Source organism: Mycobacterium sp. E2699 (genome assembly GCF_001666745.1).
GTDB lineage: Bacteria > Actinomycetota > Actinomycetes > Mycobacteriales > Mycobacteriaceae > Mycobacterium.
Genome location: NZ_LZJH01000126.1, coordinates 42,544 through 66,418 on the forward strand (window position 1 = coordinate 42,544; position 23,875 = coordinate 66,418).

The 23,875-nt window shown below is 68.4% G+C and carries 24 protein-coding genes; 12 read left to right on the forward strand and 12 right to left on the reverse strand.

What is annotated here, in order from left to right; all coding sequences use genetic code 11:
* The first annotated feature begins 80 nt into the window (after window positions 1–80).
* The gene (locus tag A5696_RS21700) at window positions 81–554 is read left to right on the forward strand and encodes a helix-turn-helix domain-containing protein (RefSeq protein ID WP_067883147.1); all 474 of its coding nucleotides are present in this window, start codon (window positions 81–83) and stop codon (window positions 552–554) included.
* 84 nt (window positions 555–638) lie between these two features.
* Here A5696_RS21700 and rsgA read toward each other — a convergent pair whose 3' ends face one another.
* The gene (rsgA, locus tag A5696_RS21705) at window positions 639–1,619 is read right to left on the reverse strand and encodes a ribosome small subunit-dependent GTPase A (protein WP_067883053.1); all 981 of its coding nucleotides are present in this window, start codon (window positions 1,617–1,619) and stop codon (window positions 639–641) included.
* Window positions 1,616–2,908 (reverse strand): 3-phosphoshikimate 1-carboxyvinyltransferase, encoded by a 1,293-nt coding sequence (aroA, locus tag A5696_RS21710; RefSeq protein WP_197517046.1) that lies wholly within the window; start codon window positions 2,906–2,908, stop codon window positions 1,616–1,618. Before aroA ends, rsgA begins: the two co-directional genes overlap by 4 nt.
* Window positions 2,909–2,994: 86 nt before the next feature.
* Between aroA and A5696_RS21715 the strand changes: the two genes are divergently transcribed.
* Window positions 2,995–3,762, forward strand: coding sequence for an SOS response-associated peptidase (locus A5696_RS21715; protein WP_067883054.1), 768 nt, complete (start codon window positions 2,995–2,997; stop codon window positions 3,760–3,762).
* 9 nt (window positions 3,763–3,771) lie between these two features.
* On the opposite strand, the gene A5696_RS21720 is transcribed toward A5696_RS21715, so the two are convergent.
* Complete coding sequence (locus tag A5696_RS21720) at window positions 3,772–5,163, reverse strand: HNH endonuclease signature motif containing protein (protein ID WP_067883055.1); 1,392 nt, start codon at window positions 5,161–5,163, stop codon at window positions 3,772–3,774.
* 164 nt (window positions 5,164–5,327) lie between these two features.
* Here A5696_RS21720 and A5696_RS21725 point away from each other — a divergent pair, with 164 nt between their 5' ends.
* Entirely contained in the window at window positions 5,328–6,194 is an 867-nt protein-coding gene (locus tag A5696_RS21725; protein ID WP_067883056.1) for a 3-hydroxyacyl-CoA dehydrogenase family protein, read from the forward strand.
* 169 nt (window positions 6,195–6,363) lie between these two features.
* Here A5696_RS21725 and A5696_RS21730 read toward each other — a convergent pair whose 3' ends face one another.
* Both A5696_RS21730 and A5696_RS21735 read right to left on the reverse strand, forming a co-directional pair.
* Window positions 6,364–7,785: an NAD(P)/FAD-dependent oxidoreductase gene (locus A5696_RS21730; RefSeq protein ID WP_067883057.1), complete on the reverse strand. Its 1,422-nt coding sequence runs from the start codon at window positions 7,783–7,785 to the stop codon at window positions 6,364–6,366.
* On the reverse strand, window positions 7,782–9,566 hold the full coding sequence (locus tag A5696_RS21735; protein ID WP_067883058.1) for a DUF3556 domain-containing protein: 1,785 nt from the start codon (window positions 9,564–9,566) through the stop codon (window positions 7,782–7,784). The genes A5696_RS21730 and A5696_RS21735 overlap by 4 nt, the downstream gene beginning before the upstream one ends.
* 139 nt (window positions 9,567–9,705) lie before the next feature.
* Here A5696_RS21735 and A5696_RS21740 point away from each other — a divergent pair, with 139 nt between their 5' ends.
* A complete protein-coding gene (locus A5696_RS21740; protein WP_067883059.1) occupies window positions 9,706–11,004 on the forward strand; it encodes a CdaR family transcriptional regulator in 1,299 nt (432 codons plus the stop codon).
* 14 nt (window positions 11,005–11,018) lie between these two features.
* On the opposite strand, the gene A5696_RS21745 is transcribed toward A5696_RS21740, so the two are convergent.
* Entirely contained in the window at window positions 11,019–11,213 is a 195-nt protein-coding gene (locus A5696_RS21745) for a hypothetical protein (protein WP_067883060.1), read from the reverse strand.
* Window positions 11,214–11,502: 289 nt separating this feature from the next.
* Here A5696_RS21745 and A5696_RS21750 point away from each other — a divergent pair, with 289 nt between their 5' ends.
* Window positions 11,503–12,099, forward strand: a complete 597-nt coding sequence (locus tag A5696_RS21750; RefSeq protein WP_067883061.1) for an HdeD family acid-resistance protein — start codon at window positions 11,503–11,505, stop codon at window positions 12,097–12,099.
* Here the strand turns inward: A5696_RS21750 and A5696_RS21755 are convergent.
* Window positions 12,096–13,319, reverse strand: coding sequence for a CdaR family transcriptional regulator (locus A5696_RS21755; RefSeq protein WP_082969096.1), 1,224 nt, complete (start codon window positions 13,317–13,319; stop codon window positions 12,096–12,098). The two genes, A5696_RS21750 and A5696_RS21755, sit on opposite strands and share 4 nt — an antisense overlap.
* Before the next feature lie 143 nt (window positions 13,320–13,462).
* Here A5696_RS21755 and A5696_RS21760 point away from each other — a divergent pair, with 143 nt between their 5' ends.
* From A5696_RS21760 to A5696_RS21770, 3 genes are read left to right on the forward strand one after another with little or no spacing between them, the layout of a single operon-like run.
* Window positions 13,463–14,974 carry a long-chain fatty acid--CoA ligase gene (locus A5696_RS21760; RefSeq protein WP_067883062.1) on the forward strand — a complete coding sequence of 504 codons (1,512 nt, stop codon included), beginning with the start codon at window positions 13,463–13,465 and terminating at the stop codon, window positions 14,972–14,974.
* A gap of 2 nt (window positions 14,975–14,976) precedes the next feature.
* Window positions 14,977–16,668, forward strand: coding sequence for an alpha/beta hydrolase (locus tag A5696_RS21765; protein ID WP_067883063.1), 1,692 nt, complete (start codon window positions 14,977–14,979; stop codon window positions 16,666–16,668).
* A gap of 26 nt (window positions 16,669–16,694) precedes the next feature.
* Window positions 16,695–17,522, forward strand: a complete 828-nt coding sequence (locus tag A5696_RS21770; RefSeq protein ID WP_067883150.1) for an alpha/beta fold hydrolase — start codon at window positions 16,695–16,697, stop codon at window positions 17,520–17,522.
* Window positions 17,523–17,606: 84 nt separating this feature from the next.
* Here A5696_RS21770 and A5696_RS21775 read toward each other — a convergent pair whose 3' ends face one another.
* Together A5696_RS21775 and A5696_RS21780 are read right to left on the reverse strand one after the other, a co-directional pair.
* Window positions 17,607–18,095, reverse strand: a complete 489-nt coding sequence (locus tag A5696_RS21775) for a YbaK/EbsC family protein (RefSeq protein ID WP_067883064.1) — start codon at window positions 18,093–18,095, stop codon at window positions 17,607–17,609.
* A gap of 114 nt (window positions 18,096–18,209) precedes the next feature.
* Window positions 18,210–19,058, reverse strand: a complete 849-nt coding sequence (locus A5696_RS21780) for an NAD(P)-dependent oxidoreductase (RefSeq protein ID WP_067883065.1) — start codon at window positions 19,056–19,058, stop codon at window positions 18,210–18,212.
* 230 nt (window positions 19,059–19,288) lie between these two features.
* Between A5696_RS21780 and A5696_RS21785 the strand changes: the two genes are divergently transcribed.
* Together A5696_RS21785 and rsrA are read left to right on the forward strand one after the other, a co-directional pair.
* Window positions 19,289–19,939, forward strand: coding sequence for a sigma-70 family RNA polymerase sigma factor (locus A5696_RS21785; protein ID WP_067883066.1), 651 nt, complete (start codon window positions 19,289–19,291; stop codon window positions 19,937–19,939).
* A complete protein-coding gene (rsrA, locus tag A5696_RS21790; RefSeq protein WP_067883067.1) occupies window positions 19,936–20,241 on the forward strand; it encodes a mycothiol system anti-sigma-R factor in 306 nt (101 codons plus the stop codon). Before A5696_RS21785 ends, rsrA begins: the two co-directional genes overlap by 4 nt.
* A 9-nt stretch (window positions 20,242–20,250) precedes the next feature.
* On the opposite strand, the gene A5696_RS29260 is transcribed toward rsrA, so the two are convergent.
* Entirely contained in the window at window positions 20,251–20,325 is a 75-nt protein-coding gene (locus tag A5696_RS29260) for a 50S ribosomal protein bL37 (protein WP_003416889.1), read from the reverse strand.
* Between the two features lie 189 nt (window positions 20,326–20,514).
* On the opposite strand from A5696_RS29260, the gene A5696_RS21795 reads away from it, so the two are divergent.
* Together A5696_RS21795 and A5696_RS21800 are read left to right on the forward strand one after the other, a co-directional pair.
* Window positions 20,515–20,730, forward strand: a complete 216-nt coding sequence (locus A5696_RS21795; protein ID WP_067883151.1) for a biotin/lipoyl-binding carrier protein — start codon at window positions 20,515–20,517, stop codon at window positions 20,728–20,730.
* Window positions 20,731–20,779: 49 nt separating this feature from the next.
* A complete protein-coding gene (locus A5696_RS21800; protein WP_067883068.1) occupies window positions 20,780–22,282 on the forward strand; it encodes a sensor histidine kinase in 1,503 nt (500 codons plus the stop codon).
* Between the two features lie 63 nt (window positions 22,283–22,345).
* On the opposite strand, the gene whiB1 is transcribed toward A5696_RS21800, so the two are convergent.
* Complete coding sequence (gene whiB1, locus A5696_RS21805) at window positions 22,346–22,600, reverse strand: transcriptional regulator WhiB1 (RefSeq protein ID WP_066962223.1); 255 nt, start codon at window positions 22,598–22,600, stop codon at window positions 22,346–22,348.
* A gap of 270 nt (window positions 22,601–22,870) precedes the next feature.
* Window positions 22,871–23,836 (reverse strand): diacylglycerol kinase family protein, encoded by a 966-nt coding sequence (locus tag A5696_RS21810; RefSeq protein WP_067883069.1) that lies wholly within the window; start codon window positions 23,834–23,836, stop codon window positions 22,871–22,873.
* Window positions 23,837–23,875 lie beyond the last annotated feature (39 nt).

Here is a 23,875-nt window from a genome sequence, read left to right on the forward strand (position 1 = left end):
TCCAACGCTAGGTATGTCTAGCTGTACCCAGGTAAACATCTAGGTACACTAAAATCAACCCAGACCAGGAGGTGATCTACGTGACATTTCTGCAGGGCGTGCTGGCGGACCGCGAGAAATGGTCGGCGGTCGGGGAGTGCGCGATCGAGAAGACCATGGCGGTGGTCGGCACCAAGTCCGCGATGCTGATCATGCGCGAGGCCTATTACGGCACCACCCGGTTCGATGACTTCGCCCGCCGGGTGGGTATCACCAAGGCGGCCACGTCGGCGCGGCTGGCCGAACTGGTCGACCTCGGGCTGCTTCAGCGGCGGCCCTACCGCGAGCCCGGGCAGCGCGGCCGCGAGGAGTACGTGCTCACCCAGGCCGGCGTCGACTTCATGCCGGTGGTGTGGGCGATGTTCGAGTGGGGTCGACGCCATCTGCCGGGCCGCAACCGCCTGCGGCTCACCCACCTTGGCTGCGGAGCCGAGGCGGGCGTTGAAATCCGTTGCGCCGAGGGGCATCTGGTGCCGCCCGGCGAGCTGGGCATGCGGCTGGCCAAGTCTGGTTGAGCGCCACCGGTCGGCGCCGAGGGTGCGCAATTGTACGCCTTTTACGGCGTGTCGCCGTACAAACGCGCACGCTCGCCCCGTTTGTCAGGTCTGGTTGAGCACCGCGAGCAGCCGGCGCGCGGCGGCGACGCGGCGGACCGCGGCCCCCGACAGCGCGTCCAGCGCGCATTCGGGGTCGGCCGGCGGCCCCATGTGCCCGCACCCGCGCGGGCAGTCGCGAATCGCCTCGGCCAGATCCGAGAAGGCCATCAGCACGTCGTCGGGCTCGATGTGGGCCAGCCCGAAGGAGCGGATCCCCGGCGTGTCGATCACCCACCCGGAGCCCTCCAGCGGGAGCGCCACCGACTGGGTCGACGTGTGCCGCCCCCTGCCGATCTCCGTCACCTCGCCGACGGCCCGATCCGCCTCGGGCACAAGGCGATTCACCAGCGTCGACTTTCCTACCCCGGAATGGCCCAGTAGCACGGTGATCTGGCCTTCGAGCAGGTCGGCCACCGCCAGCAGGGGATCGTCGACGCCCGCGGCGACCACCGTCAGGTCCAGGTCCAGGAACTGCTTGGCGAACGGCTCCGGCGGGGCGAGGTCGGTCTTGGTCAGGCACAGGATCGGGGCGAGGCCGCCGGCGTAGGCGGCGATCAGCGCCCGGTCGACCAGCCCGGTGCGCGGCGGCGGGTCGGCGAGTGCGACCACGATCAGCAGCTGGTCGGCGTTGGCCACCACCACGCGCTCGCTGGGGTCGGTGTCATCGGCGGTGCGGCGCAACACCGTTCGGCGCTCGCCGCGGCGCACGATGCGGGCCAGGGTGTCCGTCCGCCCGGACAGGTCGCCGACGAGGTCGACGTCGTCGCCGACGACGATCGGGGTGCGGCCCAGCTCGCGCGCCCGCATGGCGGTGACCCGGCGGGCGGGGTCGCCGCCCAGCACGCACCCCCAGCGCCCGCGATCGACGCTGACGACCATCGCCGCTTCGGCGTCGGCGTGCTCGGGACGCGTCTTGGTGCGCGGTCGCGTGCCCTTGCCGGAACGGACCTTGACGTCGGACTCGTCGTAGTCGCCGGGCCTCACATGCCGGGCCCCCCATCGGCCAACATGCGCGCCCACAGCTGCGGAAACTCCGGCAACGTCTTGCTGGTGGCGCCGATGTCGTCCACCTCGACCCCGGCGACCCGCAGCCCGACGATGGCGCCGGCCATCGCCATCCGATGGTCGGCGTACACGCGCCAGGTGCCCGGCCGCAGCGGCGTCGCGGTGATCACCAGGCCGTCGGGCGTTTCGGCGCAATTGCCGCCAAGGCGGTTGATCTCGGCGCTCAGCGCGGCGAGCCGATCGGTCTCGTGGCCCCGCAGGTGGGCGATGCCGGACAGGTGTGACACTGACCCGGGGGTCGCCAGCGCGGCGAGCGCCGCCACCGACGGTGTCAGCTCTCCGACGTCACGCAGGTCGACGTCAAAGCCGGGGTAGTCGGGCGCCCCCCGCACCTCCAGGTACGAATCAGTCCGTGTCACAACGGCATTCATCTTGCTCAGCACGTGCAGGATGTTGTCGGCGGGCTGCACGCTGGTCGCGGGCCAGCCGGTGATGCGCACCGTTCCCCCGGTGACCACGGCCGCTGCGAGGAACGGGACGGCGTTGGTCAGGTCGGGCTCGACCTCCCAGTGCCGGGCCGCGACCGCGCCGGCGCGCACCCGCCAGCGGTTGGGGACGGAGTCGTCGACGTCGACGCCGGCCTGCCGCAGCATCACGGTCGTCATCGCGATGTGCGGCGCCGACGGCAGTTGCGATCCGGTGTGCTCGACGGTCAGGCCCTCGGCAAAGGATGCCGCGCACAACAGCAGGCCCGACACGAACTGCGACGACGCCGAGGCATCGATCGCCACGGTCCCGCCGGCGACCGCTCCGCTGCCCTGGACGCGGAACGGGAGACCGGTGCCGTCGATCTTCACGCCGAGGCCGCGCAGCGCGTCCAGCAGCGGCGCGATGGGCCGGGCCCGCGCTTGCTCGTCGCCGTCGAACTCCACGACCGTGTCGGCGAGCGCCGCCAACGGCGGCACGAAACGCAGGACCGTGCCGGCCAGGCCGCAGTCCACGCGGGCGCCGGGGTCGGGTGAGATTTCGCCGCTGACGGTCAGGTCGGGTCCGGCCCCGTCGACGCGCAGGCCCAGGGTGCGCAGGGCCCCGATCATGAGGTCGGTGTCCCGGCTGCGCAGCGCCCCGGTGATGGTGGAGGTGCCACCGCCCTGCGCGGCCGCGAGCGCCGCCAGCACCAGGGCGCGGTTGGTTTGCGACTTCGAGCCCGCGACGGTCACGGTCGCGTGCACCGGTGCGGTGGCCTGTGGGGCGGTCCATGCGGTCACCGGTACATCATCGCTTGTTACCGCGTTCTGCAACCAATGGGAGTTGTGGCTCTGGCACCCACAGAAGGCTCTGCCACCATGGAGCTATGTGTGGGCGGTTTGCGGTGACCACGGATCCGGCGAAGCTGGCGGAGAAGATCAAGGCGATCGACGAGGCGACCGGAACCGCGCCCAACGCCGGTGAGCCGAACTTCAACGTCGCACCGACAACGACGATCGCGACCGTGGTCACCCGGCATACCGAGCCCGACGACGACCCCACCCGCCGCGTCCGGCTCATGCGCTGGGGCCTGATCCCGCCCTGGGCCAAGGCCGACGCTGACGGCGCACCCGAGGGTAAGGGCCCGCTGCTGATCAACGCCCGCGCCGACAAGGTCACCAGCTCGCCCGCCTTCCGCTCGAGCGCCAAGTCGAAGCGGTGCCTGATACCGATGGACGGCTACTACGAATGGCGCGTCAATCCCGACGTCGACGGCAAGAAATCCCGGAAGACGCCGTTCTTCATGTACCGCGAGGATGGCGAGCCGCTGTTCATGGCCGGGCTCTGGTCGGTGTGGAAGCCCAAAGACCAGAAAGACGCTCAGCCGCTGCTGAGTTGCACGATCATCACCACCGACGCGCCGGGTGAGCTCGCCGAAATCCACGACCGGATGCCGCTGGTGGTTGCGGAACGGGATTGGGACCGCTGGCTGAACCCCGACGCCCCGGTCGACGAGGAGCTGCTCGCCCGGACACCCGACGTGCACGGCATCCGGATGCGCGAGGTGTCGACACTGGTCAACAACGTGCGCAATAACGGCCCGGAGCTGCTCGAGCCGGTCGGCGAGCAGTCGGAGCAGATGAAGCTGCTGTAGCGCTGATCGCTATGCCGCGTCGGGGCTGTGGTCTTCGTCTTCCTCGTCCCCGTCGTTGTGGAGGAGTTTTTCGGGGTGCCAGTAGGTGTTGGTTCTTGGTTGGCCGCGGTCGAGGTGGGGCGGGGGGATCCATTCGGTGTCGCCGTGTGTGTTTTTGCGGGTGGTCCAGCCGTCGGGCTGGATGATGCGGTGTTGGGTGCCGCAGCCCAGGGTGAGGTTGTTGATGTCGGTGGCGCGGCAGACGGCGTAGCCGATGACGTGGTGGACTTCGCAGTAGTAGCCGGGCACGGTGCAGCCGGGGGCGCTGCAGCCGCGGTCTTTGGCATAGAGGACGAGTCGTTGGGCCGGGGAGGCCAGGCGTTTGGTGTGATACAGCGCCAAGGGTTTGCCGTGGTCGAAGATGGCCAGGTAGTGCCGCGCGTGGCGGGACAGGCGGATGACGTCGCTCATGGGCAGCAGGGTGCCTCCGCCGGTCAGGGCGCTCCCGGCGGCGGCTTCGAGTTCAGCCAGGGTGGTGGTGGCGATGATCGAGACGGGCAGGCCGTTGTGCTGGCCCAGGTTGCCGGACATCAGCAGGGCGCGCAGCGCGGTGAGCAGCGCGTCGTGTTGGCGTTGGGCGCAGCTGCGGGTGTCGTTTTCGATGGCCTGTTGGCTCGGTGTGCCGTCCACGCACGGGGTGTCGTCGAGGGGGTTGCACATGCCGGGCGCGGCCAGCTTGGCCAGTACGGCTTCCAGCGTGGCGCGCAGTTCGGGGGTCAGCCAGCCGTGGAGTTCGGACATGCCGTCGGCGTGCTGGTTGCCCAACGTCAGCCCGCGGCGCCGCGCGCGGTCGTTGTCGGTGTAGGTGCCGTCGGGGTTGAGGCAGTCGGCCAGGGTTTCGGCCAGGGCGGCCAGTTGTTCGGGCCGGTACCGGGTGCCCTCTTTGGCCAGGCGGGCTTCGACGTGGCCGCGGGTGGCGGTGTCGATCCAGCCGGGCAGGCGGTGAAAGAATTTGCGGATCACCGCCACCTGCTCGGGACCGAGCGTGCCGTGGCGTTGGGCGGCGGCGGTGGCCGGCAGCACCGGCGGCAAGGGTTCGCCGGTCAGGCCGTGGCGTGGGCCCAGGTCGGCGGCCTGTTTGACCCGCCGCGCGGCTTCGGCGCGGCTGACCAGGGTGGCCTCGGCCAGCGCGTGCGACAGTGTGCCGCCCAACTCCGCGGGGCTGGCCTGGCGGCCCACGGCGTTGATCAGCGGGTGCTCCAGGGCCGGGATGCGCCGGCGCATCTTTTCGAAGCGCTCCAGCAACCCCAGCTGCTCGCGGGTGGTCAACGCCGTGCAGTCGAACCCGGCGACCGTGTCGAAGGCGGCATCCATCGCATCCAGCGCCGCCGTCAGCGCCTCGCGATCAACACCACCAGCCATAGCCCCGAAACTATTCGAGCCCACCGACAAAAACGGCTGACGTGAGACCACTGAAACCAAAGTGGCCCAAGTGAATTGGATTTTGTCTCCCCGGTGCAACTTTCGGCGCATCTTTGTCGCTCGGCGACGGATCCATGCATGCCAACGCGACCTAGGATGCGTGTGTGGCCGGCACCTACACCTACACGTTCGAGGACATCCAGAACCGCCCGGTGGCGGTGATCGGCGCGGGAACGCTGGGCCGCCGCATAGCGCTGATGTTCGCCAGCCGGGGCGGAACGGTCCGGATCTTCGCGCCCCGCGCCGAACAGCGCGCCGCCGCGATCCAATACGTGACCGAGACGCTGCCGAAGGTGTTGGCGCAGCGGGGTTTTGGTGACGTGGGCGGTGCGATCGGCGCGGGGTCGCTCGAAGAGGCATTGGATGACGCCTGGCTCGTCGTCGAATCCGTCCCCGAGAAGCTCGAGATCAAAAGGGCGACATGGGACCAGATCGACCAAGCGGCCCCGCCCGACACCATCTTCGGCACCAATTCGTCGTCGTACCCGTCGCGCCTGATGGCCGGCAGCGTGCGGGACAAGTCGCGCCTCTGCAACACCCACTTCTACATGCCGCCGGAGGCCAACGCCGTCGACCTGATGTCGGACGGTGAGACCGACCGTGGGCTGCTCGACACGCTGCTGACGGTGCTGCCCGAGTTCGGCGTCTTTCCCTTCGAGGCGCGCAAGGAGTGCACCGGCTTCATCTTCAATCGGGTCTGGGCGGCGATCAAGCGTGAGTGTCTGGCCGTGGTTGCGGAGGGCGTGGCCCGCCCGGAGGACGTCGACGGGATGTTCAAGGTCAACTGGGGGGTGCCGGCCGGGCCGTTCCAGATGATGGATCTCGTCGGCCTCGACGTCGTTCTGGACATCGAAAACCACTACGCCGAGGAGTTCCCGCACCTACCGGAACACGTGCGGGAGCTGCTGCAGAGCTATGTCGACGCCGGCAAGCTCGGCGTCAAGACCGGCCAGGGCTTCTACACGTATTGACCTGGCACTCAGTTGCTCAGGACCAAACGCCACATACCGGCGGCCGTGCGGTCCGGGACACGCCAGAAGTTGTTCCAGTTTCCCTGCGTCGGTGTCGGCCGGTCCATTCCATCGTCGCGAGTCGACGAAGAATGCCGCCGCGTTTGTCGACCGGCGATGGCGGCGGCGATCAGGCGACGGTGCGGAGGTAGCCGAGGGCATGTGCGGCCGCGTTCGCGCCGCACATGCCGTGGGCGCCGGGCCCGGGCGGGGTGGCGGCCGAGCAGATGTACATGCCCGGCACCCCAATGGTGTAGGGCGACAGGGTTATCCGCGGCCCGAACGTCAACTGGCGGATGTCCTTGGCTCCGGTCATGATGTCGCCGCCGACGAAGTTGGGGTTGTAGGCGTCCATCTGCGTCGTCGGGCGCACCGCGAGGCCGACGACGCGGTCGCGGAAACCCGGGGCGAACCGCTCGATCTGCGCGACGATCGCCTCGGTGGCGTCGCCGGCATAGCCGTTGGGCACGTGCGCGTAGCTCCACACGGGATGCGTATCGCCCACCGAGCGCTGCGGATCGGCCAGGTACTGCTGACCCACCAACACGAACGGGCGCTCCGGCATCCGTCCGGCATGGATCTCCCGCTCGGTCGCGGCCAGCTCGGAGTAGGTCCCGGCCAGGTGCACCGTGCCCGCCCGATGCGCGTCGGCGTTGGTCCACGGCACGCCGCCCTCGACGGCGAAGTCGACCTTGAACGCGCCGGGGCCACGGCGAAACCGCCTGAAGGAGCGCGAGATCCGGCGTGGAAGACGATCACCCACGATCGCCGCGATGGCCTCCGGCGCCAGGTCGAACATCGTGACGTCAGCCGGCGGCAGCTGCGACGCCGCCTGAACCCGGACGCCCGTCGCGATCTTGCCGCCCAGGTCGGTCAGCAGCGCCACCATCGCGTTGGTGATCGCCTGCGACCCACCCTCGGCGACCGCCCAGCCGTGCCGGTGGCCGGCGGCGATGATGCCCATCCCGATGGCCGAGGTCATCGGGTAGTGCAGCGGCCGAAAAGTATGGGCCGCAACGCCGCCGAACAACGCCCGCCCCTCTTCGGTGCGGAAGAACCGGGCGAACGTCGACCCGGGAAGCACGGTCGGGGCGCCGAACCGGGCCAGCATCAGCGGATGACGCGGGATCCGCAGCAGGGGCCGCATGATGTCCTCGCTCAGCGCGTCGAAGCGGGAAGCCGAGTAGCCGAACGCCAGCCTCCATCGCGATCCGTCGCGGCCGAGACCGGCCGCGGTCCGCGCCACCGAGCGGTGCAGGACGCCGGCACCGCCACCGTCGAGGGGGTGCACGCAATCGATCGCGGGCCACCGCCAGGTGAGGCCGTAGCGCTCCAGCCCGAAACGGCTCAGGAACGGTGAGCCGACGGCCATCGGGTGGATCGCCGAGCAGTGGTCGTGCAGCAGACCCGGGACGATCGCCTCGCTGCTGCGCGCACCGCCGCCCACCTCGTCGGCGGCCTCGAGCACGGTGACCTGCACGCCCTCGGCCGCCAGGCAGATGGCGGCGGCGAGCCCGTTGGGGCCGCCGCCCACCACCAGCGCGGTTGTCATGTCAGTGAGCCCGCCTTGACCGCCGCCGTGCCCAGCAGCGACCAACCGACCTGAAGCGGGATAGGGCCGTTGGGCAGCCACGGTTGCTCGGCGACGGCGTCGGCCACCTTCCATGTCCCCCGCTCAACGACCCCGAGCGCCGCGTCGATCAGCTTGTAGTGCTGCACGCCGCTGCCGAACGCCTCGGACTCGACCCAGGCGATGACGCACTCGCCCGGCTCGAACGCGGCTTCGCTCTGCGCGGCACGGATCAAGTCTTCATTGTGCAGGTGCCCATCGCCGAAATTGAAGCCGATGAGGGAATTGCACACGAACTCACCCTCGCGCACGATGCGGGCGTCGACGTCGGGCAGGTGGGTCAACAGCAGCGAGAACAAGCCGCGCCCCTGGCTGTGCATGCTGCGCCAGGCGATCGTCTTCTGCATGGTGACCTCTGCCCACTTCGGCTCGTAGCCGGCGGCGATGAACTGGTCGATCTGGTTGGCAGCGGTGCGGGTCACCCGGTTCAGTTTCTGCTCGGCGCCCGGCGTGAAGGCCCACATCGCCGAGGCCCAGTTGCCCGCGTACTGGCGCATCGACGGCAGGAAGGACACCTTGTCCGGCCGCAGGTTGCCCAGCACCGGGTAGAACACCAGGATGGCGGCGATCACCGGGGCGAGCCACGGTGGCGTCATGTCCCACGGGGCATAGCCGTTCCAGGTGGGGAACCCGAGGAACAGGAACACCGCGGTGTAGCCGAACACGACGTTCCATTCCAGCGGAACGGCCAGCGGGAACGTCGAAATGATGAACAGGTGGAATCCCACCATCAGCAGCGCCGCCGCCAGCGTCAGCCACTTGTTGGTGGAGAACAACAGGACGAGCGGGGCGACGATCTCGACCGTGGTGCCGTTGACGTGCGCCATGAACTTCGCCACCCGCGACGGCCGCATGTCGCGCCCGAAGTCGCGGTAGTGTGCCCGGCGCACCCGGGTGGGCAGGTAGATCGTGTTGCTGACCATCGGCGGGATGACGTTGGCGAAGTGCTTACCGAATTTCGAGAAGCCGGCCCCGATCCACACCACCACGATCACCAGCTTCAGCGCGATGATCATGTTGACGAAAGGCAACGCGGCGAACACGACCAGAACCGGCAGATACTGTTCCCCTCGGGCGGCCAGGAAAACGGTCTTGTCGCGCAGCCCGATCAGCACCAGCAGCGCGATCGGCGCGACCAACAGGGCCGGGTTCACGAGGCCGGAGGTGTTGTGCGGCAGAGCTTTTGACAACGATTCGCTGTGCACACCGGGTGATAGCAGCGCGACGGCCAGGGTGACCAACAGCGCCAGGTACACCGCGATGTCGAACCAGGTCCGCCGGTCACCTCGCGTGAACGGCACCCACTTCCACGGCCGCAGCCGGATGGTGCCGGGCCGGGCCCAGAACAGAATGCCGCCGGTCATCGGCTTGACCTTGCCGGCCAACGGACCCCAGGAGCCGGCCACGCCGATGGCCTCGAGTAGCACCGTCCACAGGATCACCTTCTGGTAGACGATCGGTTGGTTCCACCACTGCGTGACATGCCAGAAGGCCGGCAGCCCCGAGGTCGCCGTCGCGACCGTGATGCCGCCGATCGCGAAGAAAACGACCAGCTTGAGGATGTAGATGGTGTGCACCATCTTGGGCGAGCCGAAGCCCTTTTCGCCCCAATCGAGGGCGAGGATCCGCATCCGCTCCATCAGTGGCTTCTGCAGGAAGGTGTCCGGGTCGACCGCGGCGAGATCTGGCTGTTTGAATCCCATTTCCTTCGCTCCTTCGGCTTCGGGAGTAACCGTGGCGACAAAGCTAGGCGCGGAGTGCGGCGCGACACAGTCGCGAAGCGACAAAACCGCTCACCGCAGTTATCGCCAGAAGACAACGTCGGCGTCTAACGTCATTGAGGTGAAGAAATCGCACGTCGACGCCCCGGACGCCGACGTGGGGGTGCGGGGTTACGTCGCCGAGGTCGCCGGCCGACTGCACCGCAGATTGGCCGACGTGACGTCGGAGATTCATCGCGCGCTCGAGGAACAGATCCCGGATCTGCCCCGCGAGCCGCGGATCACGGAGTTGCTCGGTGCCAGCGTCGAGGGAAACGTCGACACGATGCTGCACGCGCTGCGCTACGACATCGCGGTCGAGCGCGTTGAGGCGCCGACCGCGGCGCTCGAGTATGCCCGCCGGCTGGCGCAACACGGGGTGCCGGTCAACGCGTTGGTGCGTGCCTACCGGCTCGGTCAGCGCCGGATGAACGAGCTGGTATTCGCCGAGCTGCACGCGGTCGACATCCCCGATTCGGCGCGGGTGGCGGTGATCGAGGCGATGAGCGCCGCGATGTTCGCCTACATCGACTGGATGTCGCAACAGGTCGTGGCGGTGTACGAAGAAGAGCGCGAACGATGGCTGGACAACCAGAACAGCCTTCGCGGTATGCGGGTGCGTGAAGTGTTGTCGTCCAACAGGGTTGTCGACATCGACGCGGCCACCACGGTGATCCGTTATCCGCTGCGGTGGCACCACGTGGGCCTGATCATGTGGTACCCGGATCAGGGCGACGCGGGCGACGAACTCACGCGGCTGCAACGGTTCATGCGCGATCTGGCCGACGCGGTCGCCGCCGATGCGGGGCCGCTTTTCGTCCCCGCCGACCAAAGCTGCGCGTGGGCGTGGCTGCCCTTCCGCGCCGCGGCCGCCGACATCGTCGAGAAGGTCCGGCGCTTCGCCCTGGGCCGGTCGGATTCGCCGAATGTCGCGATTGGAACGACGGGGGCCGGCGTCGAGGGCTTTCGCCGCTCCCACCGTGCGGCGGTCGAGGCCCGCGGCGTCGCGATGGTCGCCCAGCGGACGGCCTCGTCGGGTCCGGCGGTGATCGCCGCGGCCGATCCGGGCCTCTCCGTCGTGGCCCGCCTGGGCGGCGACGTGGCGGGCACCCGGGAATGGGTGGCGAGCGTGCTCGGCGACCTCGCGAGCGAAAGCGACAACGACGCGCGGCTACGGGAGACTTTGCGGATATTTCTGGGCTGCGGTTCCAGTTACAAATTGGCCGCCGAGGAGCTCAACATGCACTTCAACTCGGTGAAATACCGAGTGGGCCGGGCCGTCGCCCGGCGCGGACGGGAGATCGGCGCTGACCGGCTCGATGTGGAACTGGCGTTGCAAGCATGCCACTGGTACGGGAGCGCGGTGCTGCAGCCCAAATGAGCCGGCCGGCGGCATCACCCCGCGGCGGGAATGGCGACGCGACGGGAGACCAGGAGCCGCGGGAGGCGCACCCTCGACACCGCGCGCAGTGGCCGCGCCGAGCGCCAATCGCGCAGAAAATGGACCGCATGGATGGTCGCCGGAATCAGGACGGGCGTGAAGACGCCCATGACGTAGATCATGATCACGAGCATCGATTCAAACATCATCAACCTGCGCTTCCTCGCTGAGTGGAATCGAATTGGTTGTGGCGGTTGCGAATTGGTCTAGCCAGGATCGATTCGGCGGTTCGTCGCAGAACGTAGCGGCGCCGCTCCGGTGCGGCGATGTCGCGGGACGACGAAGTTGCGACGCGTTGTTGTCTTCGGGCGACAAATGGATGCGGCGCTGATCCGTTATCGCTGAGCGGGGCGCATTGTTGGCCATGACATTGCGCGTTGCCGAATTGTGTCCAAAAGGCCCTATACGTTTGCCACCGAGAAGGCAAATCATATTTACATGACAACTACCGAGAACACTGTTTTCGAGCGTCCGCTGCAGCAGTTGGCACGTAGCGCGTGGCAATTGACTCTGTTTATCGGCATCGTGGCCATCGCACTCGGTGTCATTGTGTTGGCCTGGCCGGGCAAGACCCTGTTCGTGGCCGGCGTGCTGTTCGGTATCTACCTGGTGGTGTCCGGGATCGGCTACATGTTCGCCGCTTTCGGAACCCACATCGGGGCCGCGATGCGGGTGTTGGCCTTCCTCACCGGCGCCGTGTCGGTGGTGCTCGGCGTCTTCTGTTTCCGCGACAAATTCGAGGCGGTCTGGCTGCTGGCCCTGTGGATCGGCATCAGCTGGGTGTTCCGCGGGATGACGCTGCTCGCCGCGGCGCTGTCCTTCGATCACCTGCCCGGTCGCGGCTGGCAGATACTCTCCGGCATCATCATCGTCGCCGGCGGCGTGGTGCTGATCATCTACCCGATGGATTCGATCGCGGTCCTGACCCTGGTCGCCGGTTGCTGGCTGATCGCGATAGGCATCGTGGACATCGTCAGCGGGTTCCAGGTTCGCCACCAGGCGAAGCAGGTGGCGCAATCGGTCGGGGCCCGTTAGGGCAGGCGCCGCTCCACCTCGAGCGCCAGGCACAGCTCGGCGAGATCCCTTGGCCGCGAGAGTGATCGGCCGGTCAGCTCCTCGATGCGGCGCAGCCGGTGCCGCACCGTGTTGGGGTGGCAGAAGATCTTCGCCGCGGTGTCGTTGGCCGAGCCGCCCGCCTCTACCCAGGCCAGGAACGTGTCGAGCAGGATGGCACGTTCCTCGGCGGGCAGCTCGTCGAGGCGCGACAGCACCAGGTTCTTGATCTTCGCCATCACCTCGGGCGCGCTGACCGCCGCGACGGCCAGGGGGGTGTCGTCGAACAACGAAACCAGCGACTCGCCGGAGGGCTTGCCGGTGACCGCGAGCCTGGCCAGTCGCAATGCCTCGCTGGTCTCGGCCAGATCGCGAAACGTCGGGCTGATGCCGACCCGCGCCGTCGCGGCCTCACCCAGCACCTCGACGAGGATGTCCATGCCGGCGGCCGTCCGCGGCCCGCGCAGGTGGACGATGCCCACCTGCAGGTCGGGCAACAGCCGCCACGCGGACCGAATGTCCCTTGCCGACAGCTTGTTTTCGATCGCCGGCAACCCCAGCCGCCCGATCGCGGGCAGCTCGGCGGCCACCACGACGTAGGGTCCGGAGGTGGGCAGCCGAAGTAAATCGGCTGCCTCCCAAAGGCTTTGCCGGTCGGTGATCCGGTGAGCCAGCAGCGCCTCGACCAACGCCGATCGCTCTTCCTCGCGCTCGATGATCTGCGTGGTCAGCTGCTGGCGGTAGGCGCTGGCCATCGCCTGGGTGAACGTCTCCTGGGCAAAGAAGATCCGCGCGGTGGCGTCCAGTATGGCGTCGGTGGGTATGCTCGCGGCGCGGGCGACGGCGAGGGTCTCCTCCCACACGAACCGAAACCCGATGCGGTAGGCGGTCATCACCGCCGGCAGCGGCACCCCGGCGATCGCACGCTCGGTGCCGGTGCGCTCGGCGGGCGAGACGTCGACATCGGCGCCGCGGGTGAGCGAGTCGAAGATGAACGCCACGTTCGCCGCACAGCTTTCGGCGACCTGTTCCTTGGTGACGACCGTGCCGTCGCGGTAGGCGTCGATTTCACGGCAGAGCAGGTCGGCCATCGCTCGTCCCAGTTTCGGGGCGCGGGACGTCATCAGCTTGCTGAGCTCCACGACGTGCGGGTCCGCCGCCGCATCAGGTCGGACGCCGCGGTGCTCCGATGCCACGCCCATACCGCAAACCTTAAGCCCCGGGACCGCCGAATGTGACCGCTCACACCGAACGGGGTCGGCTGTTGTTTGCGCGAACATTGTGGCCAGGGGTGCCCTGGATCACGCTTGAAGCACGCACCATTGGCACGTCCCGGAGGCATCCCATGACCGCTCTGAGCGCCGATCTCGCCGCGTCGAAGAATCGTCACCCACGACGCGTGGCGCTGCGGTGCGGCGACCTGCAGCTCACCTACGCCGAATTCGACGACGCGGCGGCCCGGGTGGCGACGCTGCTGGAGCGGGCGGGGATCGAGCCGGGCGACCGGGTGGGCGTGATGCTGCCCAACACGCCCGCCTTCGCCATCGCCTTCTACGGCATCGCCTATCGCGGCGCCGTCGCCGTACCGATGAATCCCCTGCTCAAGGCCCGCGAGATCGCCTATTACCTGTCCAACAGCGGCGCCAAGGCCATGTTCGCGACGCCGGCCTTCGCCGAGGAGGTCACCGCCGGGGCGGCCGGGACCGGGGTGCAGTGCTGGCTCGTTGACGACGCCGGGCTGGCCGACCTCATCGCCGACCTGCCCGCCCAGGGCTCCCCGGTACCGCGCGACGACGAGGACGTCGCGGTCATCCTGCACACCTCCGGGACCACCGGTAAGCCCAAGGGCGCCATGCTCACCCACGGCAATCTCCGGCGCAACGCCGACGTCAGCGTCCGCACCCTGATCGACACCGGGCCGGACGACGTGGTGATGGGCTGCCTGCCGCTGTTTCACGTCTTCGGCCTGACCTGTGGCCTCAACGGCGCCGTCCGCGCCGGCGCGACGTTGACGCTGATCCCGCGGTTCGACCCGCACAAGGCGCTCGAGGTGATCGAGCGCGACGCCGTCACCGTCTTCCAGGGCGTGCCGACGATGTATTCGGCACTGCTGGCCGTGGCGGCCGACGCCGCGCCGGGGGCGGCGCGCAGCCTGCGGATCTGCGTCTCCGGCGGCGCGGCGCTGCCGGTCCAGGTGCTCACCGACTTCGAAAAGGCGTTCGGCTGCCCGGTTCTCGAGGGGTACGGGCTCTCCGAGAGCTCCCCGGTGGCGGCGTTCAATCACCCGAACCGGCCGCGCAAGGCCGGTTCGATCGGGACCCCGATCGAGGGTGTCGAGATGCGGGTGGTCGACCTCGACGGCGTCGAGGTGCCGCAGGGGCAGGCGGGCGAGGTGCAGATCCGCGGCCACAACGTGATGAAGGGCTACTGGAACCTGCCGGAGGCCACCGCGACCACCATCACCGCCGACGGCTGGCTGAACACCGGCGACGTCGGCCGGGTCGACGAGGACGGCTACTTCTACATCGTCGACCGGACCAAGGACATGATCATCCGCGGCGGGTACAACGTCTATCCCCGCGAGATCGAGGAGGTGCTCTACGAGCATCCGGCGGTGGCCGAAGCCGCCGTCGTCGGCGTCCCGCACGATTCCCTCGGCGAGGAGGTCGGCGCCGCCGTCGCGCTCAAGGAGGGCGCGGCCGTCGAGCCCGAAGAGTTGGTCGAGTACGTCAAGGCGCGGGTGGCCGCCTACAAATACCCGCGCCTGGTGTGGCTCCTCGACACCTTGCCCAAGGGACCCACCGGCAAGGTCCTCAAGCGCGAAATCACCGTTCCGACAACCGAAAGCACGCGATAACCATGGTTACCCAAACCGCGAAAGCCGACGAGCTGGCCGCACCCCTCGACCTGCTGCTGAGCAGTGCCACCAAACCGTTTGCCAGCCGGATGATGCCGGACGCCACCTGGGCCCGCTTCGGCGCCAACCTCGCGCAGCGTCCCGGCGCGGTGGCCGGCCGGGCCGCCGCCCTCACCCGCGAACTCGGCGCCATCGCGGCCGGCAACTCGCACCGCGTGCCGGCCCGGGCCGACAAGCGCTTCAGCGACACCGCCTGGCAGGACAATCCATTGCTGCACCGGATCATGCAGGCCTATCTGGCGACCGCCGAGGCCGCCGAGGGGCTGCTCGCCGAAGCCGAGCTGGATTGGCGCGACAATCAGCGGATGCAGTTCGTCGTCGACAACCTCGTCGAGGGCCTGGCGCCCAGCAACAACCCGCTGATCAGCCCGCTCGGCTGGAAGGCGATGATCGACACCGGCGGCCTGAGCGCCGTCCGGGGCGTCAAAGCCTTTGCGCGGGACATGCTTTCGAAGCCCCGGGTCCCCGCAATGGTGGAGCCGGACGCCTTCGCGGTGGGCGAGACCCTGGCGGTCACCAAGGGGGCGGTCGTGCTGCAGACCTCGATGTTCGAGCTGATCCAGTACGCCCCGCAGACACCGAAGGTCAATGCGATCCCATTGTTGATGGTGCCGCCGGTGATCAACAAGTTCTACATCATGGACATCGCACCCGGGCGCAGCATGATCGAGTACTTCGTGCAGCAGGGCCAGCAGGTCTTCGCCATCTCCTGGCGCAATCCGCAAAAGCGGCACCGGGATTGGGGCTTCGACGCGTACGGCGCCGCGATCGTCGAGGCGATGGACGCGGTGCAGAAGATCGCCGGGACGGACAGCACCCATCTGTTGGCCACCTGCTCGGGCGGAATCCTGGCCGCGATGACGGCGGCGCACCTGGCTGACATCGGCGAGGGTGACCGGGTGGCCGGCCTGAACCTGTCGGTCACCGTGCTGGACGAGACGCGCGCCGGTTTCGCGGCCGCCATGATGAGCGATCGCGGCGCCCAGGCGGCGATCCGCGTCTCGGGCCGCAAGGGCTATCTCGACGGGCGCGACATGGCGGAGATGTTCGCCTGGCTGCGGCCCACCGATCTGGTCTGGCGGTACTGGGTGAACAACTACGTGCAGGGCCGCAAGCCCGCCGCGTTCGACGTGTTGTTCTGGAATGCCGACACCACCCGGATGACCGCCGCATTGCACCGCGACATGATTTTGATGGCGCAACGCAACGCCCTCGTCACCCCTGGCGCGCTCACCATGCTGGACAGCCCGGTCGACCTGGGGAAGGTCACCGCCGACGCGTACGTCGTCGGAGGCGTCGCCGATCACATCTCACCGTGGCAGGCGACCTATCGCAGCGCCCGACTGCTCGGCAGCAAGGACAACCGCTACGTGCTGTCCACCAGCGGCCACATCGCGGCGTTGGTCAACCCGCCGGGCAACCCGAAGGCGTCCTACCGCACCGGACCGGTCGACGCCGAGGATCCGCAACAGTGGCTGGAGTCGTCGACGCAGTCGAGCGACTCCTGGTGGCCGGACTACGTCGGGTGGCTCGACGAGCGCAGCGGCCCGAAGGTCGATGCTCCGAAAGCGCTCGGCGGCGAGGGGCTTCCGCCACTTGGGCCGGCCCCCGGCGGTTATGTGATGGAGAAGTGAGCAAGCGTGGCGCACCGCAGAGGCGCCTGCGCGTGGTAACGCCGAGCACGATCGGCGAGGAGCGCTACGTCAGTGCCGGCGGGCAGCGGATCCGGGTGAACGTGCGCGAAGGCACGGGCGTGCCGCTGGTGCTGTGCAACGGCATCGGGGCGAGCCTGGAGGTACTCGATCCGCTGGTCGAGCAGCTGCCGATGACCGTGGTCAGGTTCGACGTGCCGGGCACCGGGGGATCGCCGACGTCGCCGCTGCCGTATGGGTTTCCCTACCTGGCCTGGGTTTTGGGCCGGGTGCTGTCCAAGCTCGACATCGGCGTGGTGGACATCTTCGGGCTGTCGTGGGGCGGCGCGCTGGCGCAGCAGTTCGCCTTCCAGAATCCGCGTCGTTGCCGGCGGATGGTGTTGGTGGCGACCGGCACCGGCGTGCTCATGGTGCCTGCCCGCTTATCGGTGCTGTCGAAAATGATTACCCCGCGCCGGTTTTCGGATCCCGACTACGCCGCTTCGATCGCCGGTGACCTCTACGGCGGTACCGTGCGCGCCCACGGCGAAGACGTGGCGCGCCTGTTCGTGCGGCAGTTGCACGCCGGGTCGAAGCTCGGCTACCTGCACCAACTGCTCGCGGGCTCGGTGTGGACCAGCCTGTTCGCGCTGCCCGCGGTGCGGCAGGAGACGCTGATCGTCTCGGGCACCGACGACCCGATCATCCCGGTGGTCAACGCCCACATCCTGCACCGGCTGCTGCCCCATGCGATTCTCTACCTGCATTCGGGCGGCCACATCGACATCGTGCACAACGCGACCGAACTCGCCCCCGTCATCGAGGGCTTTCTCAGCGAGGCGGGCGACCGAGCCTGAGCAGCGGGGCGTTCCGCGCGCTTCGAGCGTAACCGCACTGCGAAAATCCGCCCGGAAAACCGCAGCCCGGTTACGCTCGCGGGCTCAGGACGCGATGTCGGCGGTGATCGCGGCGGTGAGCCGGATCAGATCCTGCGGCGCGACACCGACGTCCCAGCCGCGCCTTCCCGCGCTGCAGTACACCCGCTCCCAGTCGAGGGCGCCGGCGTCGATGACCGTGGGCAGCGCCCGGCGCTGCCCGAACGGCGAAATGGCGCCTACGACGTAGCCGGTGGCCCGCTGGGCGGCCGCCGGTTCGGCCATGCTCGCCTTGGCGACACCCAGCGCGGCGGCGGCCGCCTTCAGCGACAGCCGGGCCGGTGCCGGCAGCACCGCGACCGCCAGCCCGCCAGGCACCGCCATGACCAGGGTCTTGTAGATCTGCCCCGGCGCGATCCCGTGCGCTTCGGTCAGCGCGTGCACCGCCTCGGCGCCGTACGACGCTTCGCGGGGATCGTGGGAGAATCTGACGACCTCGTGCGCAACGCCGGCCTGCACCAGTGCGGCGATCGCCGGCGTGGCGGCACCGGCCACGACTACGTCCCATGGTCGTGACCCGCTGCGCCCGGCTGCGCCGCGCTTGCGATCACGACTACGTCCCATGGTCGTGACCCGCTGCGCCTGGCTGCGCCGCGCTTGCGATCACGACTACGGACCCGTGTACCCCGGCGGGTTGACGCCGTCCACCCAGAAGTCGACGCCGAGCTGCGAACCCGGTACGCAGTTGTACACCGACAGGTCGGTGACGCCCGATTCCACCAGCACGTCTTCGCACAGCAGCGTGTTGCCGGTGTACTCGCGGGCGGGCTTGTTGAGGATGACGTAGGCCGCGTCGGAGTACACCTCGGGCTTGCGGGCCCGGCCCATGGCCTCGTCGCCGCCGAGCAGGTTCTGCACCGCGGCCGTGGCCACCAAGGTGCGCGGCCACAGCGTGTTCGACGCGATGCCCGCCTCGCGCATCTCCTCGGCAATCCCCAACGCGCACAACGTCATTCCGAACTTGGCCATCATGTACGCGGTCGGCTTGAGCCACTCCTTGCCGAGCAGCACCGGCGGCGACAGCGTCAGGATGTGCGGGTTCTCCCGGCCCTTCAGATGGGGGATGCAGGCCTGCGACACCGCATACGTGCCGCGCACCTGGATGCCGTTCATCAGGTCGAACCGCTTCATCGGCACCTCGGTGATGGAGCCCAGGTTGATCGCCGAGGCGTTGTTGACGCAGATGTCGATGCCGCCGAATTGCTCGACGGTCTTGGCCACCGCGGACTCCACCGAATCGGGGTCGCGCACGTCCCCGACGATCGGCAGGGCCTGTCCGCCCGCGTCCTCGAGCTCCTTGGCGGCGGTGAACACCGTGCCCGGCAGCTTCGGGTGCGGCTCGGCGGTCTTGGCGATCAGGGCGATGTTGGCGCCATCCTGTGCGGCGCGTTTGGCGATGGCCAGGCCGATACCGCGACTGGCGCCGGAGATGAACATGGTCTTGCCGTTCAGGGACATGGCGTCACACTAACGCCACCGGGAGACCCGGGAATTAGCTGGTCGCCCGGCGCTGTTACAGCAGTCGGTTTCTGATGCAGACGCGGCAGGCCCAGGCAGACACTGTCGGGGGCAGCCTCTAGATTGGGAGGAGCAGTCTGGTGCCAACGGCGACGTGCCTGCTTGCGCGCCCGGCGGCGCTTTCGATGCCGCTCGGCGACACCGCTGCGGAAGGGACCGTGTTAATCGAAATGGCCGATATCGACGGCGCTAGCGGTTTAGAGGCTCTCGAGCCGGCACCGCCGGAGGAGACCGACGAGGAGCTGATGGCGCGCTTCGAGCGCGACGCGATTCCCCTGCTGGACCAGCTGTACGGCGGCGCGCTGCGCATGACGCGCAACCCCGCCGACGCGGAGGACCTGCTGCAGGAGACGATGGTGAAGGCCTACGCGGGATTCCGCTCGTTTCGGGCCGGCACCAACCTCAAGGCGTGGCTGTACCGCATCCTGACCAACACCTATATCAACAGCTACCGCAAGAGGCAGCGTCAGCCGGCGGAATACCCGACCGAGGAGATCACCGACTGGCAGTTGGCGTCCAACGCCGAGCATTCCTCGACGGGGTTGCGTTCGGCGGAGGTCGAGGCGCTGGAATCGCTGCCCGACGACGAGATCAAAGCGGCGCTGCAGGCCCTGCCGGAGGAGTTCCGGATGGCGGTCTACTACGCCGACGTCGAGGGATTTCCGTACAAGGAAATCGCCGAGATCATGGATACGCCGATCGGGACGGTAATGTCACGGCTGCACCGCGGCAGACGGCAACTCCGCGGTCTGTTGGCCGACGTGGCCAAGGAGCGCGGTTTCAACCGCGGTCAGCAAGCGCACGAGGAGGTGTCGTCATGAGCGAGTCCGCCGGTCCCCCCGACCCGCGCGCCGACGACGACAGCCACTCCCACGGCATCGGGTGTGCCGAAGTGATTGCCGAGGTATGGACCTTGCTCGACGGCGAGTGCACCCCGGAGGCCAAGGAGCGGCTGCGCCATCATCTCGAGGCGTGCCCCGGGTGCTTCCAGCACTACGGCATCGAGGAGCGGCTCAAGGCCCTGATCGCGACGAAATGCACCGGCGAGAAGGCCCCCGAGGGGCTGAAGGAGCGCCTCCGGCTGGAAATCCGCCGGACCACCATCATCCGCGGAGCGGACTAGCGGCCCCGACTAGGAGTTGGGCCGCTTGCCGTGGTTGGCCTTGCTGTACTTGCGGTCGCGCTTCTTCCGGCCACGCTTGGCCATCGTCATCCTCCGTGATTGCTTCGTCGCTGATTGGTTCGCCGAGAAAGGGCGCCGGGCGCCCGTCAGGTTGCCTCACATTGTCTCACGCCCCGCGTCCCGCCCTCGGAACCGGTCCTATGGTTCGATATACATGACCTTGATGCACCAGCAGCCAGCATGCACAGATGGCCCGGGACGAGTGGGGTGAAGATGGCGGAGGATGTTCGCGCCGAGATCGTGGCCAGCGTGCTCGAGGTTGTTGTGAGCGAGGGTGACCCGATCGGCAAGGGCGACGTCGTCGTGCTGCTGGAGTCGATGAAGATGGAGATCCCCGTCCTGGCCGAGGTCGACGGCACGGTCAGCAAGGTCAGTGTGGCGGTGGGCGACGTCATTCAGGCGGGCGACCTCATCGCCGTGATCAGCTAGCCGCTTGACGCTTTCTCTCTGCCGCCCGGAAACGACGCGGGAGTAATCCATGTCCACGCTCGGTGACCTGCTTGCCGAACACACGATGCTGCCGGGCAACGCGGTCGACCACCTGCACGCGGTGGTGGGGGAGTGGCAGCTGCTGGCCGACCTGTCCTTCGCTGACTACCTGATGTGGGTGCGCCGCGACGACGGCATGCTGGTGTGCGTGGCGCAGTGCCGACCCAACACCGCGCCCACGGTTCTGCAAACCGATGCGGTGGGCACCGTCGTCACCGCCGACCGGCTGCCGCTCGTCGACGAGGTGTTCGTCTCCGGCGCCGGCGTGGTGGAAGCCGATGCGGGCCAAGAGCATTCGTGGCCGCTGCCCGGCCCCCACGTCACGGCCTCCCCGGTGCGGTACGGCGGCCACGTGGTCGCGGCGATCACACGACACCAGACCGCCGAAGCGGCCGACCGCACGCCCGGCCAGCTGGAGACCGCCTACCGCGACTGCGCCATGGACTTGGTGCAGATGCTTGCCGAGGGCACCTTTCCCGACGTCGGGGACGTCGTCATGTCGCGCTCCACCCCGCGCGCGGGCGACGGCTTCATCCGCCTCGACGTCGACGGCGTCGTCGCCTACGCCAGCCCCAACGCGCTGTCGGCCTACCACCGGATGGGCCTGACGTCGGAGCTGGAGGGCCACCATCTCGTCGAAGCGACGCGGCCGCTGATCTCCGACCCGTTCGAGGCGCAGGAGGTGGCCGAGCACGTGCGCGACCTGCTCGCCGGCGGCCGGAGCATGCGGATGGAGGTCGACGCCGGCGGCGCCACGGTCTTGTTGCGGACGCTGCCGTTGGTGGTTCACGGCGCCAGCGCGGGCGCCGCCGTGCTGATCCGCGACATCACCGAGGTCAAGCGCCGCGACCGGGCGCTGATCTCCAAGGACGCCACCATCCGCGAGATCCACCACCGGGTGAAGAACAACCTGCAGACGGTGGCGGCCCTGCTGCGCCTGCAGGCGCGGCGCACGGCCAATGCCGAAGGCCGGGAAGCCCTGATCGAGTCGGTGCGCCGCGTGTCGTCGATCGCGTTGGTCCACGACGCGCTGTCGATGTCGGTGGACGAGCAGGTGAACCTCGACGAGGTCATCGACCGGATCCTGCCGATCATGAACGACGTGGCCTCGGTGGACCGGCCGATCCGGATCAACCGGGTCGGCGACCTGGGCGTGCTGGACTCCGACCGGGCTACGGCCCTGATCATGGTGATCACCGAACTCGTCCAGAACGCGATCGAGCACGCATTCGACCCGGCGGCCCAGGAGGGTTCGGTGACCATTCGCGCCGAGCGTTCCGCGCGCTGGCTCGACGTCGTCGTGCACGACGACGGCCGCGGACTGCCGGACGGGTTCAGCCTGGAGAACTCCGACAGCCTGGGCCTGCAGATCGTGCGGACCCTGGTGTCGGCTGAACTGGACGGGACGCTGGGGATGCGTCGCGCCGCCGCCCGCGGCACCGACGTGGTGCTGCGGGTGCCGATCGGCCGCCGGAGCAGGTTGCTGCTGTAGATCCCCTGACGCAACAGTGCGGCCCCGACGAATGTCGGGGCCGCACTGTTAGCGATCTGCTGGTCAGACTCCGCTACGGGCCTTCGTCCGGGCGTTGCGGCGCTTGAGTGCGCGCCGCTCGTCTTCGCTCATGCCCCCCCAGACGCCCGAGTCCTGGCCGGTGTTCAGCGCCCACGAAAGGCATTCCGTGGTCACCGAGCACCGATTGCAGACCAGTTTCGCGTCAGCGATCTGCGCGAGCGCCGGGCCGCTGTTCCCGACCGGGAAGAACAGCTCCGGGTCCTCGTCACGACAGACCGCCTTGTGGCGCCAATCCATAAGTAATTACTCCTCACTGAGTGCGCAGCAAGGCGCACGGCCAATTTTCTTCGCTGTTAACGCGTGCACAAGAAAAGGGTCCGCACCCCTACACAAATTTCTGCATGCAACCTTTCGATCGTTTCACAGGCTCAACAGATGTCAATAGCGTGAGTAACCCTCGTGGGCTATCTCACTACCCTGATTTCTTAGTCAGGCCCTTACTCCGTTGTACTACACTAACGGGCCGCTCCAGGCGAAGGGTTTTTCGGGCCGTTTCGTTACCGCAGGTCAGGGATAGTTTTTACCGGGGGGCGCGACCACCGGCAGCACATCGGGGACCGACCTGAACGTCATCGATTGGCGCAGGCCGAGATAATCGCCGTCGAACTGGCTGGCGACCGGCTCGCCGGTCGCCGTCACCCGCACGCAAGGGGCGTCGTCGTCGCGGATCAGCTGTTTGGGTTCCCCCTTGGGCCCCTTGCCGAGCAGCTGGGCGACCAGTCGGAGCGTCGGAAGCACCTTCATGTCGGTGAGCGCGAACACACCGAGGCCCGACTCGAAGCTGCAGCCCGGGTTGGTCACCAACGGCCGGCTGTTGCTGTAGGTCCACGGGCTGGTGTTGGACACCCAGGCGAAGTGCACCCCTGCGACCGGCTCGCGGCCGGCCAACTCGACGGTCAGGGTGGGTTCGCGGCGCCTGAAGGCCACCGTGACGGGTATCGCCACGCGCCAATACCGGAACGCGTTGACCTTGATGCCCTTGTTGCGCTGGGCCTCCACCGCGGCGACCACCTCGGCATCGACGCCCATCCCGGCGTTGATCACCGCCCAGCGCTCGCCGCAGTCGATCAGGCTGATGCGGCGCCAGGTCTGGCGGCGACGGTAGTCGTCGAGCAGCTGGATGAGCTGATTGGTGGCGGCGATCGGGTCCGGCGAGATGCCCAGCGACCTGGCCAGCACGTTCGCCGAGCCGCCGGGGACCACCGCGAGCGCGGGCACCGGTCCCGACGGGGAGGCGCCCGGGCGGCCCAGCAATCCGTTGACCACGCCGCTGACGGTGCCGTCGCCGCCGTGCACGACGATCAGGTCGATCCCGTCCTGCACAGCCCGTTGCGCGAGTTCGGCGCCGTGACCGCGATGGGTGGTGTGCTCGACGTTGAGCTGCAGGCGGCTCTTGAGCGCGTGCGCAAGCAGGTCGCGACCGGCTGGAGTGGTGGAAGTGGCTGTGGGGTTCACGATCAGCACGGCGCGCATGATGCACGAGCTTATGCGGGGCGGTTAAGGCCCCGCTTT

What these genes read in the sequence shown, in the direction of transcription:
- A5696_RS21765 (WP_067883063.1), top strand. Translation starts at nt 14,977, where the DNA reads ATGGTTACCCAAACCGCGAAAGCCGACGAGCTGGCCGCACCCCTCGAC.
- A5696_RS21810 (WP_067883069.1), bottom strand. Translation starts at nt 23,836, where the DNA reads ATGCGCGCCGTGCTGATCGTGAACCCCACAGCCACTTCCACCACTCCA.
- A5696_RS21735 (WP_067883058.1), bottom strand. Translation starts at nt 9,566, where the DNA reads ATGGGATTCAAACAGCCAGATCTCGCCGCGGTCGACCCGGACACCTTC.
- A5696_RS21715 (WP_067883054.1), top strand. Translation starts at nt 2,995, where the DNA reads ATGTGTGGGCGGTTTGCGGTGACCACGGATCCGGCGAAGCTGGCGGAG.
- A5696_RS21755 (WP_082969096.1), bottom strand. Translation starts at nt 13,319, where the DNA reads ATGGGCGTGGCATCGGAGCACCGCGGCGTCCGACCTGATGCGGCGGCG.
- whiB1 (WP_066962223.1), bottom strand. Translation starts at nt 22,600, where the DNA reads ATGGATTGGCGCCACAAGGCGGTCTGTCGTGACGAGGACCCGGAGCTG.
- A5696_RS21745 (WP_067883060.1), bottom strand. Translation starts at nt 11,213, where the DNA reads ATGATGTTTGAATCGATGCTCGTGATCATGATCTACGTCATGGGCGTC.
- A5696_RS21730 (WP_067883057.1), bottom strand. Translation starts at nt 7,785, where the DNA reads ATGACAACCGCGCTGGTGGTGGGCGGCGGCCCCAACGGGCTCGCCGCC.
- A5696_RS21750 (WP_067883061.1), top strand. Translation starts at nt 11,503, where the DNA reads ATGACAACTACCGAGAACACTGTTTTCGAGCGTCCGCTGCAGCAGTTG.
- A5696_RS21795 (WP_067883151.1), top strand. Translation starts at nt 20,515, where the DNA reads ATGGCGGAGGATGTTCGCGCCGAGATCGTGGCCAGCGTGCTCGAGGTT.
- A5696_RS21780 (WP_067883065.1), bottom strand. Translation starts at nt 19,058, where the DNA reads ATGTCCCTGAACGGCAAGACCATGTTCATCTCCGGCGCCAGTCGCGGT.
- A5696_RS21720 (WP_067883055.1), bottom strand. Translation starts at nt 5,163, where the DNA reads ATGGCTGGTGGTGTTGATCGCGAGGCGCTGACGGCGGCGCTGGATGCG.
- A5696_RS21800 (WP_067883068.1), top strand. Translation starts at nt 20,780, where the DNA reads ATGTCCACGCTCGGTGACCTGCTTGCCGAACACACGATGCTGCCGGGC.
- A5696_RS21785 (WP_067883066.1), top strand. Translation starts at nt 19,289, where the DNA reads ATGGCCGATATCGACGGCGCTAGCGGTTTAGAGGCTCTCGAGCCGGCA.
- rsrA (WP_067883067.1), top strand. Translation starts at nt 19,936, where the DNA reads ATGAGCGAGTCCGCCGGTCCCCCCGACCCGCGCGCCGACGACGACAGC.
- A5696_RS21760 (WP_067883062.1), top strand. Translation starts at nt 13,463, where the DNA reads ATGACCGCTCTGAGCGCCGATCTCGCCGCGTCGAAGAATCGTCACCCA.